This window comes from Pseudoalteromonas sp. TB64 (assembly GCF_000498095.1).
Classification (GTDB): domain Bacteria; phylum Pseudomonadota; class Gammaproteobacteria; order Enterobacterales; family Alteromonadaceae; genus Pseudoalteromonas.
The window spans coordinates 23,415-41,721 of record NZ_AUTQ01000194.1; the positions used below are offsets into that span (position 1 = coordinate 23,415).

Here is an 18,307-nt window from a genome sequence, read left to right on the forward strand (position 1 = left end):
ATTGCACTATAACGTCGTTAAAATTTTTTTATTTAGAACAACTAGATACAAAAATTTTTGCCTAGTTCTAGCGTAATTTTCTTAACGTTAAATAGACCCCGTATATAAGCAGATTGGTATAACAATCTGCACAACTAAACGGTAACTGCATAATATGGACTTTTTAACACAAACCTTAAGTGGTTTTACAGCAATGTCGCATTGGGAATACATTGCGGTAGGGTTGTCTATGGCCTACTTATTATTAGCAATAAAAGAAAGCCTATGGTGTTGGCCTGCTGCTTTTTTTAGCACGCTTATTTATACAATAATGTACTGGAATGGCGCATTACTTATGGAGTCATTACTTAATTTTTATTATATGTACATGGCTGTATTTGGCTGGGTTGTGTGGCGTAAAGGCAAAGCTGCAAATTTAAATATTACATCGTGGTCTATAAATCGTCATGCAGTTCTAATTAGTTTAACAACCGTAGCTGCAATAGCTATTGGTTACGTTATGCAAAACTATACTCATGCCGATTTTGCTTATCTTGATAGCTTTACAACATGTTTTGCAGTAGTAACTACTTACTTAGTGGCTAAAAAAGTCCTCGAAAACTGGCTGTATTGGATTGTAATAGATGCCGCGTCTATGTATTTATATTACGAAAAAGGCTATTACCCAACGCTAGCACTCTTTATCTTTTATACCATTATGGCGGCGTGGGGCTTTAAAACTTGGTATGAAGAATACGAACAAAGCCAAGCTAAGCCTGTTGCACAGCTCTAATAGATGATTACTAAGACTGAGTTAATTAAAATATGTAGTGCGTTTACAGAGGCTCAGAGCATTGTTAAATGTGAACGAATAATTAATGGCTTTAGTAATCACAATTTTTTAATACGCACTGAACACCAAAGCTACTTATTAAAGTGCTATAAAAGCCATTGGCCAAATATAGGGCTTGAAGCACAGCGTCTTTTAAGTGGCTTTAGTGTATGCCCAGCACCTATTTGGTTAGACAAAGTAAATCAATATGCAGCCTTTAATTATATTGAAGGTGATGTTGCTCAATCACATATATCGAGTATTCCGCGCAGTTTAATCAATAAACTAGTTCAAGTGCATAATTACGATATTAAAACTGAACCAATGGATATCGCTAAAGAACTATTTTGTTATCAACAATCGTTGGTTTATAAACAATACCAACCGCAAATTGAAGCCGCATTAAAAGTAATTTCAAGGATGTCATTTGATGAAGGCTTTTGTCATAACGATTTAGTTAAAGAAAATATAATAGTAAACGCCACTGGCATGTACTTAATTGATTTTGAGTACGCCAAAACTAATGATGTATATTTTGACTTAGCATCCCTTGCTGTTAGCTTTAACTTAAGTGAGCACAGTGAAAGCATATTATTAGCTGATTATAAAAAATGTATAAGCGGGGAGTTTAAGTTTACTCAATCAATAGATAAACTTAATAACTATAAGCTTCTTTATTTGGTGTTATGTGTAGGGTGGTATGAGCAACGCGCTATAAGTAATAAAAATGTTGAATTACGCGCGCAGCTTGATGACCTAATTAGCCAAAATAAGATAAAACCTTAACTACTTTTTATTCTATTTAAAGCCCACCAAAACGCTCTGCCAGCTCTTTATATTTAGTTACTTCATCAGTATCAAATTGTGGCTCACCGTTTTCATCTTGCGATTTAGCTATTAATAAACTTTCTCGGGCTAGGCGTTTTACTCGCTCTGCTTTTACACCTAAAAACTCAGCAACTTGCTCAGTAGACATTAAACTCATAATTACTTCCTCGTGTTAAAAATATGCACAGCGACAATTATAGTAAAATGTTGCTAAAGCGTTACCTTTCTTATCGAATATTAATAAATAGCGTGTTTTTACATTATTGTGAAGTGTTTTATTTAAAACAGCTTAATTAATAGGCATGTAAACTAATGTTGCTAGCATTTAACGTAAGATCTCTTTATTATTGCGCATGCTAAAGCACTGATATCGCGAGTTGGTGTGGCGGCAACAAATGTGCTCTCGTGGTGAAATGGATATCACGTGGCCCTCCGGAGGCTGAGTTGTAGGTTCGATCCCTACCGAGAGCGCCATTTGCTTTATATTGTTTAGTATAACCTTGTTATTTATTCCCCCACTATCTACTCTTATTATTTCAAATGTTCGTTTTTATATTCCTAATTTATTAAATAGAAAATCAATAAAATGCATTTTCCTGATAAATTTTGAAAGTTAATTATAAAAACAGCTTTCTAGTAAATCATACAATACAAATTATTAAAATTTTACTCAACGTTATGTGATTCATATACGATTGCAGTAGTAAATGGGGAAAGTCGATTCAATGTTAAATAGTCAATTAGAAATACTAGCTCAAGGACGCGCTTATCTTGAAGGTGTAACTAAAGAGGATTATTCGCAAATCGTTACTCCTAACTTTATTAGTTCGGCAGGCTCGCATATGCGCCATATTATCGATCATTATCAATCATTACTGGTTGGCTTTAATATGAAAAGTGTTGACTATGATTATAGGTTAAGAGGCGGTGATATTGAAAGTTGTCCAAAGGCAGCAATCAGTAAAATTGATGAAATAGCATCGTGGATTGAACAGCTCAGTGAAAGTAATTTTAATGAACCATTATTACTTTCAACTGAAGTTTCGATTAAAAGCAAAAATGTACAAACAGTAACGACTTCATTAGCACGAGAGCTTATTTTTGTAGGCAGTCATGCAGTACATCATTATGCGATGATTTCGCAAATATCATTTGCTCAAAAATCACAATTCGATCAAAGCTTTGGCTTAGCGCCAAGTACGGCTACTTTTTTAAGAGAAAAAAATCAACAAATGCAAACTAAGGCGACTCAAAATTAAATGTGCACTTTAAGCTACTTTTTAACTGAAGATGGTTATGAGTTGTTTTTTAATCGTGATGAACAAAAAACGCGAACAAAGGCATTACCGCCAAAAAAGCATAATGGTAATGTAATCTATCCAACCGATCCGCAAGGTGGTGGTACATGGTTGGGGGTTTCGAGTTTTGGGCAAACGTTAGCATTATTAAACGATTACCAAAGTGTATTTGATATAGACGCAGTTAAATACAGTCGGGGAGCTTTAATACCATTACTATTGAACAATAATGTAAGTGTTTTACAGCAACTACAAAATTTAGATTTATCGGGATATGCACCATTTAAGTTGTGTATTTTCCCCGCTAAATTATCACTAAATAATAACGATGTTACTTTTATTAGGTGGGATGCTAAGCAGTTAACTCAATGCGAAATTGAACCGATTGTTACGTCATCAGGGGTTGAATTAGAGGTCGTAACTAAAAAACGACTACAACAATTTAAAAAAATGATTGATTTAAGACACCCAGTAAGCGAGCAGTTTTTAGCATTTCACTATAGTAAAGATAAGCAAGGTCAATATGGCGTTAATATGCACCGAGATGATGCTATGACTGTCAGCATTAGCCATATTCAGGTAAGTAATACTATTAGCTTTGATTATTTAGATAAGCAATCTCAACGAATTAGTAGTGTTAATTGTCTAAAATCAGCTACATCATAAGTCATGTAATTTATATCAAATAGCGCTTAAATGAATACTTAAAAAGCCGAAGCAATTAATTGCTTCGGCTTTTTAGTGGATTAGTACTTAATCAATTTGAAGAATTAAACCTGACGCTAACTGCGTTAAAAATCTCTGATATACGACTACCTGAATACAGGAGATAGAGCAACACAGGGCAATTGGCGAGAACAACTAAATAACAAATTTCTACTTTGTTATCGTCAAGATCTTTTCACCTCAAAATAGACTATTTAATTAAGCGAATGAGTATAAGCAGCTTCTGGGTAGTTTACGTAATTATCTTTTTTATTACCAAGGTAGAGCTTTAATAGCTTTTCCGGAGCGCTAGGTAAGTGAACACTCAAAAGTAGCCCTGGAGTGTGATTAAAGTTGCTATCAATTCCCATGCAATGAAATTGAGCGCCTAGCTTATGGTATTGCTTTAATAAAATAGGCAGGTCTTTTTTATCGGTCTCTATCCCCATTACTAAAGTTGATACTTGCTCTATGTTTAATGTGCGGTTATTAATAAAATCGGTAAATTCTGGGTGAATCTTATTATCAAAAGGTGTATTTGCGTTTACGCCATCTTTATTATTTACCATTGTATGGTCAATAATTGCTACAGAGCGAGGATCATAAAGCTTACTGAGTGAAACCGTGCCGTATAATGTTCGGTAACGTGGGTTTTGCGCCATATACACACCAATCCCTTTAAACAACAATAACAACCCATGGTAGCTCCCTTGATGTTCTTCAACTATAAATGAGCGACCCATTTCTAAGCATGGCTGTTGTTGATTAATAAAAGAGGGTTCAAAGTTAAACATTTGCGACAAATATAAAGCGCTTATGTCATTATTTTTTAGTAATAAATCAGTTTGACCTATTCTGTAAGCCCCAATGATTTCTTCATTTTTATGATCATAAATAAACAAATGCATATAGGTTGCGTCAAATTTATCGGTATCGCACGGCTCGCCACTCCCTTCATTTAATGTACGGAAGGTTATTTCTCTAAGGCGAGTTATTTCCGCTACGCAATTAGGTATTTGCTGTTGATAACCGTAATAAACAGAGTAGTTTTTAAAATCGACTAAATGCTGCTCACTTGGCAAGTTAGATAGTTCGTTCGTCATTTTTGTTTTATCAACATCGGGCATAATTGCTTTAAGTTGAGTTGATTGGTTATCATCTTGCCAAGGTGTTATGTAACGTTCATCATTTAAATAACACTGCAAACGAGCTATGTCATTAACGTCGACAGTTTGGTCAAACTTACCTAATAATTTTGATGTTAGTAAATTACCAGCACTTAAGCTAATAGTGCTTTTTTGTATTTTAAGTAATTCTCGCACCAACATGAGTAGTCTAAAACGGTAATAAATTCGTCCTAAATTATGAAACGCTGGGCTGTTTTCGCCACTAATAAAAACAGGCAATAAAGGGGCTTGTGTTTTTAGTGCTAGTTGAGCTGCTAATCTATTCCATTCAGCATCGGTTATGCGCTGTTTATCAGATTGAAAAAATGAGACTCTTCCTGCCGGAAATACAACAAGTAAACCATCGTTATTTATGTGTTTAAAGCATTGCTTAATAGCGGAAGTATTAATAGCTGCTTTTGGCTTTAGTGGATTAGCAAATATAAAATACTCTTCTATTTCTTTAAATATTTTTAAACCTACGTTAGCCATTACTTTTGTATCTTTACGATAATTAGTTAATAACTTGGCAATAATCACGCCTTCAATCATCCCATAAGGATGATTACAAACCACAATACAAGGACCTTCCTGAGGTATTTTACTTGTTACACCTTGAGCACCAATTACATTTATACCTAATACATTTAAAAGCTTCTCGCTAAACTCTTGTTTAGGTAAACCCGATAAATTATTAGAGAGGTAAATATTACGTAGTTTATTTATGCCTAATAAACTGTCGAGCAACGGAGCTGCTACTTTTAATATATGACCTAATGGCGAAGCGGTGTTTATTGCTGCCACACTTAAATTTGATACAGGTTGGTTTAGTTTTGTCATATACGTTAATACTCTTAAATATTTAAAGCTGCTATTAGTTGTTATATTTATTTAGACCGAGGTTAAACAATATTATGTTCAAATTAGGTTAATTAAGTTCGATTTTTTATAATGATTAGTTAAATATCAATAAGATTTAGTTTTACTCATAGAGAAAGTAACGCTCGTTACAACAATACTTAAATTGAACTACAAGTTACGGTGTTAGTTATTTATCATTACCATTAACTCAAAAAGTAGACTTTTAGGGTTGATAGGTGTTATTTAATACACATATTTATTTTTTGTAGAAAAACTCACTTTTATGCTTATTACTTTACCTATATCAGAGCTTGTACCTGGCATGTATGTCGATAGCGTTACTAAGCAACATGAAGGGGTCAACAGCATAAAAATTAAAACAAGTGGCTTAGTGCGCGATAAATCTATTATTAAGCGTTTAGTTGCAGAGGGAGTGCTTGAGCTTTTAATTGATTTTGCTAAAGGTGATGCTGCAATACCCGCCAAATATAAACCGCAAAGTAAACTTAAAACGTCTAACAGTCAGCTAAAGCCTGAAAAAGCTAAATTAATTATAACTATAGAGCAAGAATTCTCTAAAGCAAGTGTGAGCTATGAGCAAAATAACCGAAAATTACAATCCTTATATGGTGATCTAACATCAGGTCTTACTATCAATATGAAGGTGCTTGATGAAATTGCTAATGAAATAGTTAGTTCTGTTTTTCGTAACGCTAATGCTATGAGTATTCTTACTCGTATCAAAGATAAACACAGTTACAACTGGCGTCATATGATTAACTGCGCCATTTTTACCGCTGTATTTGCTAAATATTTGGGATACAAACAAGCTGTTGTGCAAGAACTTGCCATGGGCGCTTTACTCCATGATTTAGGTCAAGCCAAATTACCTCAAGGTATATTCTCAAAACCAACTAAAGTTACGAATAATGAACTGCTGGCAATTAAAAAACATGTAGCACAAGGTTTAGCTTTAGTTAAGGGTGAAAAGGGCGTTACACCACTTATGCTCGATATGATAGTGAATCATCATGAAAGATTAGATGGCTCTGGTTATCCTCGAGGAATAGAAGCTGAAAAACTAAGCCGTCCGGCACGTATAATGGCAATAGTTGATGTATATGATGCAATGACTGCCGACAGACCTCATCAAGAGGGCGATGAGCCTATTAATGCATTACGTTATTTATTAGCCAATAAACAGTTATTTGATGGAGAGTTAGTACAACGATTTATAAAATGCTTAGGTGTTCATCCAGTAGGCACTATTGTTAAGTTAACAAACGAACGTTTAGCGTTAGTACTTGAGGGGAATGTACTTAATCCTATTAAGCCTAAAATTAAGCTATTTTATAATGCTAAGCATAAACATCATATTACAGCAAAGGACATCGATTTGAGTGAGCACACTCAAGAGCTTAAAATTTTAGCGAGTGTTAAGCCACTTGACTACCAAATTAACTTATCTCGTTTATTGAAGGAGCATTTGTTAGCGTAGATTTTTTGCACTGCTTATACTTATATTGCCTAGCTGAAATAAACGCACCTAAAAAACAACTTCCCATTAGCGTTAACCATAATAAAGTACCCAGCTCTACATGCAGTGCTAAGCAACAAAGCGCTAATGAAATTAATGCGCTAAGCATAGCCCCAAGCCAATAATGGTTTACTGGATTATCGCATTGACCTGCTTGGGTACATGCACAGTAGTTAGCCTTGTAAAAGCAGAACACACTTGCACCACAAAAAAAAAGTCCAGCCACAATGAGTGAAATGGTCACTATTTTATTCCCTTTGTTATTTTATACTCAGTGTAAATTGCTAAATTTTTCAAGTCAATCTAAATGATAACTAATTACATTTAGAGTATATGCTCTAATAGCACACTTCTAGTCCGATGAGTTTTAATTAGTTGTTAAAATGCCGTTAAAAATCATGTTTTTTGCTGTTTTTTAACTTATTCATAGAGTTTTTTACAAAAAATTAAGGTAGTGTGACAAGGTTTGAAACCCTAATAACAACACACATAGTTATCCAAACAGTTCGTTTGGTGAGGACACAACAATGAAATTTACTAAAACTCTTATTGCAGCTTCGCTTGCATTTGTTTCAGCTGACAGTTTTGCAGCTGCGTTTCAATTATCAGAGCAAAATGCATCGGGTTTAGGCCGTGCATATGCTGGTGAAGCTTCTATTGCAGACGACGCGTCTGTTGTTGCTCGTAACCCAGCACTAATGACTTTATTTAAAGAAAAGCAACTAAGCGTTGCAGCTATTGGTGTTATCCCTGATGTAAGCATTGAAGGTGAAGGCACTAATAACGGTATTGATCCTAATGCATTAGATGATGACAGTATTGCTCCTAGCGCTATTGTTCCTGCAATTTACTTTACTATGCCATACAACGACAGAGTATCGATTGGCTTTGGTGCATTTTCTAACTTTGGTTTATCTACAGAGTTTCAAGATGATTATGTAGCTGGTCAAATTGCTGGTGAGACAGAAATATTTACAGTAAACCTTAATGCAAGCGTTGCATATAAAGTATCTGAGCAATTTAGCTTTGGTATAGGCTTAAATGCTATTTATGCTGATGCGACTGTTATTCGTAAAGTGGGTGCAAATGCAAGTGGCTTTGATTTTGGTACTGATGCAGTAAACCTTCAAGGTGACGACACTGGCTTTGGCTTAAACGTAGGTTTAATGTATCAGTTAGATGAAAATAGCCGTTTTGGTTTTAACTACCGTACAGAAACTGATATTACGTTTGATGGCGATTTTTCTAACGGATTACCAGCCGCCGCTGGTGGTACTGGTGGTGCTGAGCTTCCTGGTTCAGTAGAAATTACTTTACCAGCTATTGCTGAGTTTTCTGGTTCTCATCAGTTAGACGACAAATTAGGTTTACACTACAGTGTATTATGGACTGGCTGGAGTAGCTTTGAGTCTTTAGAAGCACAAGTAACAGCACCAACTGGTGATAAGTTTGTTGGATTTGAAAAAGATGAAAGCTTCAGTGATTCATTCCGTTACTCTGTGGGTGCTGACTATCAACTAAATGAAGATTTATTACTTCGTGCCGGTGTTGCATTTGATGAGTCGCCTGTATCACAAACACACCTATCAATTTCGATTCCAGATACAGATCGTTTTTGGTTCTCGTTTGGTGGTAACTACACAATAGATCAAAACTCTAACGTTGATTTAGGTGCGAGTATTATTCGTGGTAAAACACAAAACTTTACTGAAGCTGATGATTCTGGCAGTGAATGGTCTTTTGAATCAAAAGGTCATGCAGTATTAATTGGTGCTCAGTACAACTACAAATTTTAATATTTGTATAGATGTTTAGGGTTTAGTCTCTGGGCATAAAAAAAGCCGCTCACTTAATAAGTGAGCGGCTTTTTTAATACCTATTAAATAGTGTTAATAGGCATTTTTATGAAAGCTTATAAACTTTCTATTTTAGTTTTTTGCTCAAGTAGCTTAGTTTTAGCGTCGCTAAACTCAGCCAGTTTTGCATTTTCTTTAGCAAGTACCGCTTCAGGTGCGTTGTTTACAAACTTTTCGTTAGCGAGTTTGTTTTGCACTTGTGCTAGGCCTTTTTCGGCTTTTTCGAGCTGCTTATTAATACGCGAAAGCTCGGCTTCTACATCAATTAAGCCTGCCATTGGGATCATAATTTCAAGGTTGCCAACATAAGACGTTGCACATGCAGGTGCGTCATCTTTGTTTTCAAGCATTGTAAACTCTTCAATTTTTGCAAGTGATGCTAAAAATGATTTGTTTTCTTCAATGCGGCGCACGTCGTCGCTCGATGCATTTGCAAGTAATACATTAAGTGGCTTACTTGGACTAATATCCATTTCACCACGAATATTACGAATCGCTAAAATGAATTGTTTAACCCACTCTAAATCGTCCATCGCTTTAGCATCAACGCTTGCTGCATTATATACTGGGAACGGCTGAACCATAATACTGGTATTTGCTGTTTCAATGCCTGCAAGTGGTGCAACACGTTGCCAAATAGTTTCTGTTATGTATGGCATCATTGGGTGCATTAAACGCAGTAAGCTTTCAAGTACGGTAATAAGTGTATTACGTGTACCACGTTGCTGCGCTTCATTGCCTTTAAATAATACCGGCTTAGTTAGCTCTAAGTACCAATCACAAAACTGGTTCCAAGTGAATTCGTAAAGCGTGTTAGCAGCTAAGTCAAAGCGGTAGTTATCTAGGTGTTCAGTATAGGTTTTAACGGTAGCTTCGTATTGACCTAAAATCCAGCGATCAGCTAATGAAAGCTCTGTTTGAGCGCCATTTGCAAAACCACAGTCTTGCTCTTCTGTATTCATTAATACGTAACGGCTCGCGTTCCATAATTTGTTACAGAAGTTACGGTAACCTTCAAGGCGGTTCATATCCCAGTTAATATCACGACCGGTAGATGCCATTGCAGCAAGGGTAAAGCGAAGGGCATCGGTGCCGTGTGCTTCAATACCGCCTGCAAATACTTTACGCGTATCTTTTTCGATTTTAGCGGCAAGTTTTGGCTGCATCATGTTACCAGTACGTTTTTGTACTAGGTCTTCAAGTTCAATGCCGTCAATCATATCTAGTGGGTCAAGTACGTTACCTTTTGACTTAGACATTTTATCGCCATTGTCGTCACGTATTAAGCCAGTTACATACACGGTTTTAAACGGAACTTGTGGTTTGCCATTTTCGTCTTTTACAAAGTGCAGCGTCATCATAATCATGCGCGCAACCCAGAAGAAAATAATATCAAAACCAGTTACCAGTACATCAGACGGGTGGAAGGTTTTTAAATCATCGGTATTTTCTGGCCAACCCTGTGTAGAGAACGTCCAAAGCGCTGATGAGAACCATGTATCAAGTACGTCTTCGTCTTGGCTTAGCGTTACGCTGTCTGCAATGTTGTTTTCACGGCGTACTTCAGCTTCGTCGCGACCAACAAATACGTTGCCTTCACTGTCGTACCAAGCTGGAATACGATGACCCCACCAAAGCTGGCGTGAAATACACCAATCTTGTACGTCGTTCATCCACGAGAAGTACATGTTTTCGTATTGCTTAGGTACAAATTGAATATCGCCGTTTTTAACAGCGTCTTTTGCCGGTTCAGCAAGTGGTGCAACACGTACATACCATTGATCGGTAAGTAGTGGCTCAATTACAACACCAGAGCGGTCACCGTAAGGTACGGTTAAACCATGATCTTCAATTTTTTCTAGTAAGCCTAGTTCTTCAAATTCTGCCACAATCGCTTTACGCGCTGCAAAACGATCAAGCCCATGTAGGCGCTCAGGAATTGGCGCATCAAACTCAATTTCTTTACCATCAAAGGTGTATGTTTCACCTTGGGTTAGAATAGCTGCATCTTTATCGAAAATGTTGATCATTGGCATTTGATGACGTTTACCAACTTCGTTATCGTTAAAGTCGTGCGCTGGGGTTATTTTTACACAACCCGTACCTTTATCTTTATCGGCATGTTCATCAGCAACAATTTTAATACGACGATTAACGATTGGTAATAAAATCTCTTTACCAATTAAATCTATGTAGCGTTCGTCATCTGGGTTTACTGCAACACCCGAGTCGCCAAGCATGGTTTCTGGACGGGTTGTAGCTACTACAATGTAGTCTTTTCCGTCTTGTGTTGTAACGCCATCAGCTAGTGGGTAACGTAAGTTCCACATGTGGCCTTTTTTGTCTTTGTTTTCAACTTCAAGATCAGAAATAGCCGTGTGTAATTTAGGATCCCAGTTTACTAGGCGTTTACCACGGTAAATTAGGTTTTCTTTATGAAGGCGTACAAACACTTCTTTAACGGCTTCAGATAAGCCATCGTCCATTGTAAAACGTTCACGATCCCAATCAACCGATGCGCCAAGGCGACGAAGCTGCTTGGTAATAGTTCCGCCCGATTCTTTTTTCCATTCCCAGATTTTATTAATAAAATCTTCGCGACCTAAATCGTGGCGTGTTTTACCTTCTTCGGCATGAAGCTTACGCTCAACCAACATTTGCGTTGCAATACCTGCATGGTCAGTACCTACTTGCCATAATGTGTTGTTACCTTGCATACGTTTAAAACGCGTTAGGGTATCCATTATTGTATCTTGGAAGGCGTGGCCCATGTGTAAGCTACCAGTGACATTTGGCGGCGGGATCATAATTGAATATGGTACGCCTTTACCAGATGGCTTAAAGTAGCCTTTTTGTTCCCAGTCTTGATATAGAGACTGTTCAATATCTTGCGGATTGTAGGTTTTATCCATTACACAGAACCTTAAATAAGTACTTAAATTAGTTGGTTAGCTATTTAACTAAACGTGTTTTTAGTTATTAATATCTTGCGTGGTGATATTGGCACCGAGTTGGCGCAGCTTTTTAAAGCGCTCGCGAGCAGCTTGCTTAGCAACGGGTTCTACGGGTACAAAATCAAAAACTTGGTTAAATCGACGAATAAAATCCGGCAAGTTATTAGCCAAATTTATTAAAACTTTACGATTACCAACAGGAGGCGTTATGCCTATTTCTACAGGTGCGCCACCTTTAGGACCTTCGCCTTGTAAATTATGTGGCACAAAGCTGTCGGGATCGAATGCCCAAATTATTTCATCAATGGCACAGGCGGTTTCGTTGTTATCTACACATATAAATACACGTTGACCATTTCGATACTGATCGGCTGCAATTTGAGCTGCCAAAGCAAAATGATCATCTGGCTTTGCCAACGATTCATCTTGTTGCTTTAGAACGAAAAATTGTGCGTTCATGTTCATTGTATCGGGGCTTCCCATGACATTGAATGTGTATTAAGTTGATACACATAAATTAAGAGGCAGATTTTGCCATATAACGCGTTTTGCTTCAATTAATACACAAATAAATAAGGCGCCAAACGGCGCCTTATAAACAGGTTTAACTTAATTTAATGTTTAATCTTGAGCTGCTTCGCTCACACCTGCTCTATTTAATAAATATTGAGTAAGCATTGGTACTGGTCGACCGGTTGCGCCTTTTTTAGCGCCACTTCTCCAAGCTGTACCGGCTACATCTAAATGTGCCCAGTTATATTTTTTAGTAAACTTAGATAAAAAGCATGCTGCAGTAATGGTGCCAGCAGAACGACCACCTAAGTTAGTAAAGTCAGCAAATGGGCTATCTAGTTGATCTTGATAGTCATCCCACAGTGGTAACTGCCATGCACGATCGCCACTTTGCTCCGACGCTTTTAATAAGTCGTGTGCTAGTGGATTATGATTTGATAGTAAACCAGTGGCATGCGCGCCAAGGGCTACAATGCATGCACCTGTTAAGGTTGCTACATCAATTACGGTATCTGGGTCAAAGCGCTCAACATACGTTAGCGCATCACACAATACTAAACGACCTTCAGCATCGGTGTTTAACACTTCAACAGTTTGCCCCGACATAGTTGTTAAAATATCACCTGGGCGATAAGCATTCGGACCAGGCATGTTTTCACAACCAGCTAAAATACCTATAACGTTAATGGGTAATTGCATCTGTGCAAGTGCACGCATCGCACCTATAACACCTGCCGCTCCGCCCATGTCGTATTTCATTTCGTCCATGCCTTCGCCTGGTTTTAATGAAATACCGCCTGAATCAAACGTTAAACCTTTACCAACAAGTACAATAGGGGCTTGATCATCGGCTGCGCCTTTATAGTTAATAATCGACATAACCGATTCGTTAACACTACCACGACCAACAGCTAAGTAAGAATTCATCCCTAGCTCTGCCATTTGTTCTTCGCCAATCAGATCAACAGTAATGTTGTCAAAATTAGTTGCAAGCTCTTGTGCTTGTTCACCTAAGTAAGCGGGGTTACAAATGTTTGGTGGCATATTCGCTACGTCTTTACATAGCTTGCTACCAGCTGCAATAGCCAAACCGTGCTCAATAGCGCTTTCGCCTATAGTCAGTTCGCGACGCGTTGATACGTTAAATACAATTTTACGAAGTGGTCGGCGCGGATCTACTTTCTTACTTTTTAATTGATTGAATGTATATAAACAATCTTGCGTAGTTTCTACTGCTTGGCGTACTTTCCAGTAGGTATCGCGACCTTTAACGTGTTGCTCTGTTAAAAAGCATACCGCTTCCATCGAGCCTGTATCGTTTAAGGTATTTATTGTTTTAGAAATTATTTGTTTGTATTGTTTGTCGTCAAGTTCACGTTCTTTACCACAACCTACAAGCAATATACGTTCGCTTAATACATTAGGTACATGATGCAATAATAAAACTTGACCAGGTTTACCTTCTAAATCGCCACGGCGAAGTAAATTTGAGATATAACCGTCACTGATTTTATCGAGTTGTTCACCAATGGGGGATAACCTACGTGGCTCGTAAACACCAACCACAATACATGCGCTGCGCTGTTTTTCTGGGCTACCACTTTTTACGCTAAATTCCATTGTCACTCCTGATTTTGAGTCATTTAGGCTATTAATAAGGGCTAAAAAAATAATTTCTAGTCTTACCCGCTCAGCTTATGTAGAGATAATACTCATTTTAGCTGATTTTTTCTGACTCTTACTGTGTAATTGAACTTTATATGCATAAGGGCTACTAATGCAACATTATATCGTGCACTTAGGTAGGATAATTAATTTTGATGGCTTATAATAATACTCTATTTGCCAGATCAAACTGGATAAAATAGCTATTTAACTATCCAATTATCACTATTGTAGTGAAATTCCATGTTTAACAGGGGCGAGCATTGCTTATTTTCCGTTATTTGACCGCTGAGGTTTTAAAATCGCAGGTCGCCGTATTTTTAACTTTAATGACCATATTTTTGTCACAAAAGTTAGTTGTTATTTTAGGTGATGCCTCTGAGGGGAGCATTCCGGCTAAATTAGTGTTATCGATGATAGCGCTTAAGTTACCGCAACTTGCTTCTCTTATATTACCGCTGAGCATATTTTTAGGCATTATTTTAGCTTACAGTCGTATATATGCCGACAGCGAAATGACCGTGCTCAAAGCTTGTGGGGTAAGTGAGTGGTATGTTGTGCGAGTAACACTTATATCAAGTGCAGGGCTTGCCTTTTTAGCCGCCGCGCTCACTATGTATTTAGCGCCTTGGGCAAGTGAGCAAGAATATCAATTAAAAGAACAAGCTAAAGCGGATGCCGGGTTATCTGCACTCAGAGCAGGGCGTTTTCAAGAAACCGGTAATGAAAAAGCGGTCGTATTTATTCATAATATTGAGAAAGGCGGCAAAGAGCTAAATAAAGTGTTTGTAGCACAATTACCCGATAGTGAAAAAGATAACCTTGCGCGCCTAGTATATGCAGAGCAAGGTGTTGTTGTTGAAGCGCAAAATGGCGAACAACAATTAGTACTAACCGACGGTAAACGTTACGAAACAGATGGCACTACACCTGCACTTAACTTAACTGAGTTTGATGGTTATAGCGTACAAATTCGAGAACAAGAAATAGAACATCAGCGACGTAAGTTAGAAGCGGTACCTACCAATCAGCTACTTGCGATTAATACACCAGAGTCAATAGCGCAGTGGCNTAGCCATACCGCTTTCAATTCCGTTACTTACATTACTTGCTGTGCCTTTAAGCGTGGTTAATCCTCGCCAAGGTAAATTTGCCAAATTAGTACCTGCGATTAGCCTATATTTAGGTTACTTCATTTTACTTAACGCCGCTAAATTTGCAGTAGAAGACGGGAAAATACCACCTTCAATTGGTTTATGGTGGATTCACTTAAGTGCTCTCTTTATTGGTGGGTTATTAATAATTAAGGGACGACCACTTGGCGCTTGGCTTAAAGCTGTAATAACTAAGCGGGAGGTAGGCTCATAATGAAAATGCTTGATTGGTATTTGGGTCGCAGTATTTTACAAACGACAGGCTTTGCACTTTTGGTGCTTGTGGGTATAAGTACTTTAATTAAATTTATTGAACAGCTTAAGTCGGTAGGGCGCGGTAGTTACGATTTAATGACCGCCATGCTCTACACTTTGTATACAATACCTGGCGATCTTGTTGTTTTTTTCCCTATGGCAGCATTGATCGGAGGCTTAACCGGCTTAGGGGCACTTGCTTCAAATAGTGAGCTGGTGGTTATGCAGGCAGCGGGTATGTCACGTCTTCAAATAATTGTATCTGTAATGAAAACCGCTGTATTTATGGCTATCTGTATGATGGCGCTTGGTGAATGGGGTGCTCCCGAAGCACAGCTGCATGCAAAAGAAATGCGTAATCAAGCAATACACGGCGGCGATGTTTATAATGCACAAAAAGGTGTATGGGCTAAAGATGGCAACAACTTTATTAATATAGAAGATGTTGATCAAAACGGTATGCTGCATGGTGTGCATATGTATCATTTTGATAAATCGTTAGATTTAACGCAAATAACCAAAGCTAAAGAAGCTGTAAGTCGTAAAGATGGTTGGTTACTGCGTAATGTAAACAAGGTAATAATTACAGATGAAAAAACTTCGACTGAGCAGGTAGCTGAGGAATTTTATACTTCACAACTCACTGCTGAAAAGCTCGGTGTTGTATCGGTAAAACCTGAGTCGTTATCGTTTACTGGTTTATGGTCATACTTAAGTTATTTACAGCAAAATGAGCAAGATACGAGTACTTATGAACTAGCCCTTTGGCGCAAGGTCATGCAGCCAATATCTGTTGCAGTCATGTTATTAGTCGCATTATCATTTATATTTGGTCCCCTTCGTACTGTAACTATGGGGGCACGTATAATAATGGGCGTAGTGACAGGCATCGTCTTTCATTTAACAAACGAGATATTTGGTCCTGTTGTAATGGTTTATCAAATTCCTGCATTTGTTGGGGCGGTATTACCAAGTATTATATTTATAGGTTTTGCAACTTACTTAATGAATAAGCGGGTTTAATGCTTTTAAGATAGTTTAGATAATAACTTACAAGATAAAACAAAAAAGCGTGACCAATGGTCACGCTTTTTTGTTATTAGTGATCTATTCAAGCTTCGCTCATAGTACTTAGGTTGCTTAACTCTAATCTAGCTCACGATATATACGCTTGTTTTCTTCTTTAGTTAACGCAATAACTTCTGTTTTAGAGATGTAATCCTGCAGCGCTTTTCTGTTTTTAAAATCAATAATTAATAATAAATTACCCAATCCAAGTAATGCGCTTAAACAACGAATAATAGATTGCGACCAACTAATAAGGTCACCATTTTTGGTTTGTACTTTTAAACGCCATGCGCGCATTCCGATGGTTTGCCCACTTTTAGTCCAAAAGTAAGTAAAAAAGAAAATGTTTATACCGACAAATAATGCACTTCTAATCCCATACAATAAAGGTGAATCTTGTATCAAAGCAGCAGGGTCTTCTGTTTGGGCAATAACACCTAAAGAAGTTAATGCTTGAATAACCGCAAAATAGAGTATGGCGGTTAGCATAGATAAAGAAATTACAACTAATGCATCGTAAATTAACGACGCAAATCGGCGCCAAAAACCAGCTCGTGGAAACTCACCAGACATAAATATACTCTCATTATTAATATGTACGTTAGTTTATCAAATAGGTTAATAAATACTAGGATCTATGCTGTCTCAACAAAGTGTAGATATATGAGTTGCCTGAAAATGTTAATGGTTGCTTAATTGTTAAGCGGTTGATCACACTTATACTATAAAACGCTTGCTGCTACCTTTATTGTTTGTATAATGCTTAGCATAGAGACGAAGGCACATTAATAAGCTTTAGCTCTAAAGTGGTTTTTCTTTATCTTCTCGTGTTTAGAAGGTCAAAGAAAAATGACGCCAGCGTGATGAAATTGGTAGACATGGGGGATTCAAAATCCCCTTCCGAAAGGAGTGCCGGTTCGAGTCCGGCCGCTGGTACCACTTTTTATAACCCCGACCAAATTGGTCGGGGTTTTTTTATGTCAAAAATTTGAGTGCGGCAAACTCAACTGCATTTACTCGCGGACACCATCCATTTAAAATATTTTCACGTTTAAGTGAATTTTAATTAAAACCTTCATATTCGTTATTATCAGAATGTAGTTATCAAATGTTGTAATAGGCGAGACCTCTAAAGCTATTATCGTTTTACTGTCTTTTTAGCGTTCTTTAAATATAAATTGAGTTCATAGCTTTTTGTCACAACAGATTAAAAAATGTATCTAATACTATATATAGTGAACACAGTATTTTACTCCTTCTATAATAATACGATAAAGGTATATAGCTGGTATGGGTTTGGTGAGCTTAAAAGGCTTCTATCAAAAGCTTAATACTTTTAATCCTGTTATAGGTAAATGTCTAAAAATAAGCACAACTGTACTTGTTGTTTATATTGTATATATAACAGTGTTATTAAGTTATGAGTCAGAGATAGTGCTTTACACAGCTATTGTTGTAAATGCAGCCTGATTTTTGAGCATAAAACCCTGTGCAGACCTTTATTTGTATAGCTTTCATACTAAATTCATTTAATTGTCAAAAAGCTGAAATAAAGTATTGACCCTCACTCGTTTATCCCTATAATGCGACCCCACTGAGACGGGAAACGCCAACGCCTAGCGAGGAGCGAACTACT

Annotated in this window: 14 protein-coding genes, 2 tRNA genes and 1 pseudogene; 10 read left to right on the forward strand and 7 right to left on the reverse strand. The window is 37.3% G+C overall.

Annotated elements, in window-relative coordinates; genetic code table 11:
• Window positions 1–154: 154 nt before the first annotated feature.
• A complete protein-coding gene (gene pnuC / locus L647_RS0116210; protein ID WP_024611985.1) occupies window positions 155–772 on the forward strand; it encodes a nicotinamide riboside transporter PnuC in 618 nt (205 codons plus the stop codon).
• Between the two features lie 3 nt (window positions 773–775).
• Window positions 776–1,597 (forward strand): phosphotransferase, encoded by an 822-nt coding sequence (locus L647_RS0116215; protein ID WP_024611986.1) that lies wholly within the window; start codon window positions 776–778, stop codon window positions 1,595–1,597.
• A gap of 16 nt (window positions 1,598–1,613) precedes the next feature.
• Here L647_RS0116215 and L647_RS0116220 read toward each other — a convergent pair whose 3' ends face one another.
• Window positions 1,614–1,796 carry a hypothetical protein gene (locus tag L647_RS0116220; protein WP_024611987.1) on the reverse strand — a complete coding sequence of 61 codons (183 nt, stop codon included), beginning with the start codon at window positions 1,794–1,796 and terminating at the stop codon, window positions 1,614–1,616.
• Window positions 1,797–2,038: 242 nt separating this feature from the next.
• On the opposite strand from L647_RS0116220, the gene L647_RS0116225 reads away from it, so the two are divergent.
• The 3 genes from L647_RS0116225 (at window position 2,039) to L647_RS0116235 (ending at window position 3,603) form a co-directional block, all read left to right on the forward strand.
• Window positions 2,039–2,113 (forward strand) — tRNA-Arg (locus L647_RS0116225).
• Window positions 2,114–2,364: 251 nt separating this feature from the next.
• Window positions 2,365–2,898, forward strand: a complete 534-nt coding sequence (locus tag L647_RS0116230; RefSeq protein WP_024611988.1) for a hypothetical protein — start codon at window positions 2,365–2,367, stop codon at window positions 2,896–2,898.
• The gene (locus tag L647_RS0116235) at window positions 2,899–3,603 is read left to right on the forward strand and encodes an NRDE family protein (RefSeq protein WP_024611989.1); all 705 of its coding nucleotides are present in this window, start codon (window positions 2,899–2,901) and stop codon (window positions 3,601–3,603) included. It abuts the gene before it with no gap.
• Between the two features lie 254 nt (window positions 3,604–3,857).
• On the opposite strand, the gene L647_RS0116240 is transcribed toward L647_RS0116235, so the two are convergent.
• Entirely contained in the window at window positions 3,858–5,648 is a 1,791-nt protein-coding gene (locus L647_RS0116240; protein WP_024611990.1) for a GNAT family N-acyltransferase, read from the reverse strand.
• 304 nt (window positions 5,649–5,952) lie between these two features.
• Here L647_RS0116240 and L647_RS0116245 point away from each other — a divergent pair, with 304 nt between their 5' ends.
• Entirely contained in the window at window positions 5,953–7,167 is a 1,215-nt protein-coding gene (locus L647_RS0116245) for an HD-GYP domain-containing protein (RefSeq protein WP_024611991.1), read from the forward strand.
• On the opposite strand, the gene L647_RS1000000126505 is transcribed toward L647_RS0116245, so the two are convergent.
• Complete coding sequence (locus L647_RS1000000126505) at window positions 7,127–7,450, reverse strand: hypothetical protein (RefSeq protein WP_076917060.1); 324 nt, start codon at window positions 7,448–7,450, stop codon at window positions 7,127–7,129. The genes L647_RS0116245 and L647_RS1000000126505 overlap by 41 nt on opposite strands.
• 283 nt (window positions 7,451–7,733) lie before the next feature.
• Between L647_RS1000000126505 and L647_RS0116255 the strand changes: the two genes are divergently transcribed.
• On the forward strand, window positions 7,734–9,002 hold the full coding sequence (locus L647_RS0116255) for an outer membrane protein transport protein (protein WP_024611992.1): 1,269 nt from the start codon (window positions 7,734–7,736) through the stop codon (window positions 9,000–9,002).
• A 116-nt stretch (window positions 9,003–9,118) separates the two neighbouring features.
• Here L647_RS0116255 and L647_RS0116260 read toward each other — a convergent pair whose 3' ends face one another.
• The 3 genes from L647_RS0116260 to pepA form a co-directional block, all read right to left on the reverse strand.
• Window positions 9,119–11,974, reverse strand: coding sequence for a valine--tRNA ligase (locus tag L647_RS0116260; RefSeq protein ID WP_024611993.1), 2,856 nt, complete (start codon window positions 11,972–11,974; stop codon window positions 9,119–9,121).
• A gap of 60 nt (window positions 11,975–12,034) precedes the next feature.
• Complete coding sequence (locus L647_RS0116265) at window positions 12,035–12,481, reverse strand: DNA polymerase III subunit chi (protein ID WP_024611994.1); 447 nt, start codon at window positions 12,479–12,481, stop codon at window positions 12,035–12,037.
• 156 nt (window positions 12,482–12,637) lie between these two features.
• Window positions 12,638–14,149, reverse strand: coding sequence for a leucyl aminopeptidase (pepA, locus tag L647_RS0116270; RefSeq protein WP_024611995.1), 1,512 nt, complete (start codon window positions 14,147–14,149; stop codon window positions 12,638–12,640).
• 308 nt (window positions 14,150–14,457) lie between these two features.
• On the opposite strand from pepA, the pseudogene lptF reads away from it, so the two are divergent.
• Window positions 14,458–15,562, forward strand: a pseudogene (gene lptF / locus L647_RS01000000124420) (LPS export ABC transporter permease LptF).
• Window positions 15,559–16,626: an LPS export ABC transporter permease LptG gene (gene lptG, locus L647_RS0116280; protein ID WP_024611996.1), complete on the forward strand. Its 1,068-nt coding sequence runs from the start codon at window positions 15,559–15,561 to the stop codon at window positions 16,624–16,626. Before lptF ends, lptG begins: the two are co-directional and overlap by 4 nt.
• Window positions 16,627–16,749: 123 nt before the next feature.
• Here lptG and L647_RS0116285 read toward each other — a convergent pair whose 3' ends face one another.
• A complete protein-coding gene (locus L647_RS0116285; RefSeq protein WP_024611997.1) occupies window positions 16,750–17,244 on the reverse strand; it encodes an RDD family protein in 495 nt (164 codons plus the stop codon).
• Window positions 17,245–17,525: 281 nt separating this feature from the next.
• Between L647_RS0116285 and L647_RS0116290 the strand changes: the two genes are divergently transcribed.
• Window positions 17,526–17,610 (forward strand) — tRNA-Leu (locus tag L647_RS0116290).
• The last annotated feature ends 697 nt before the right edge of the window (window positions 17,611–18,307 follow it).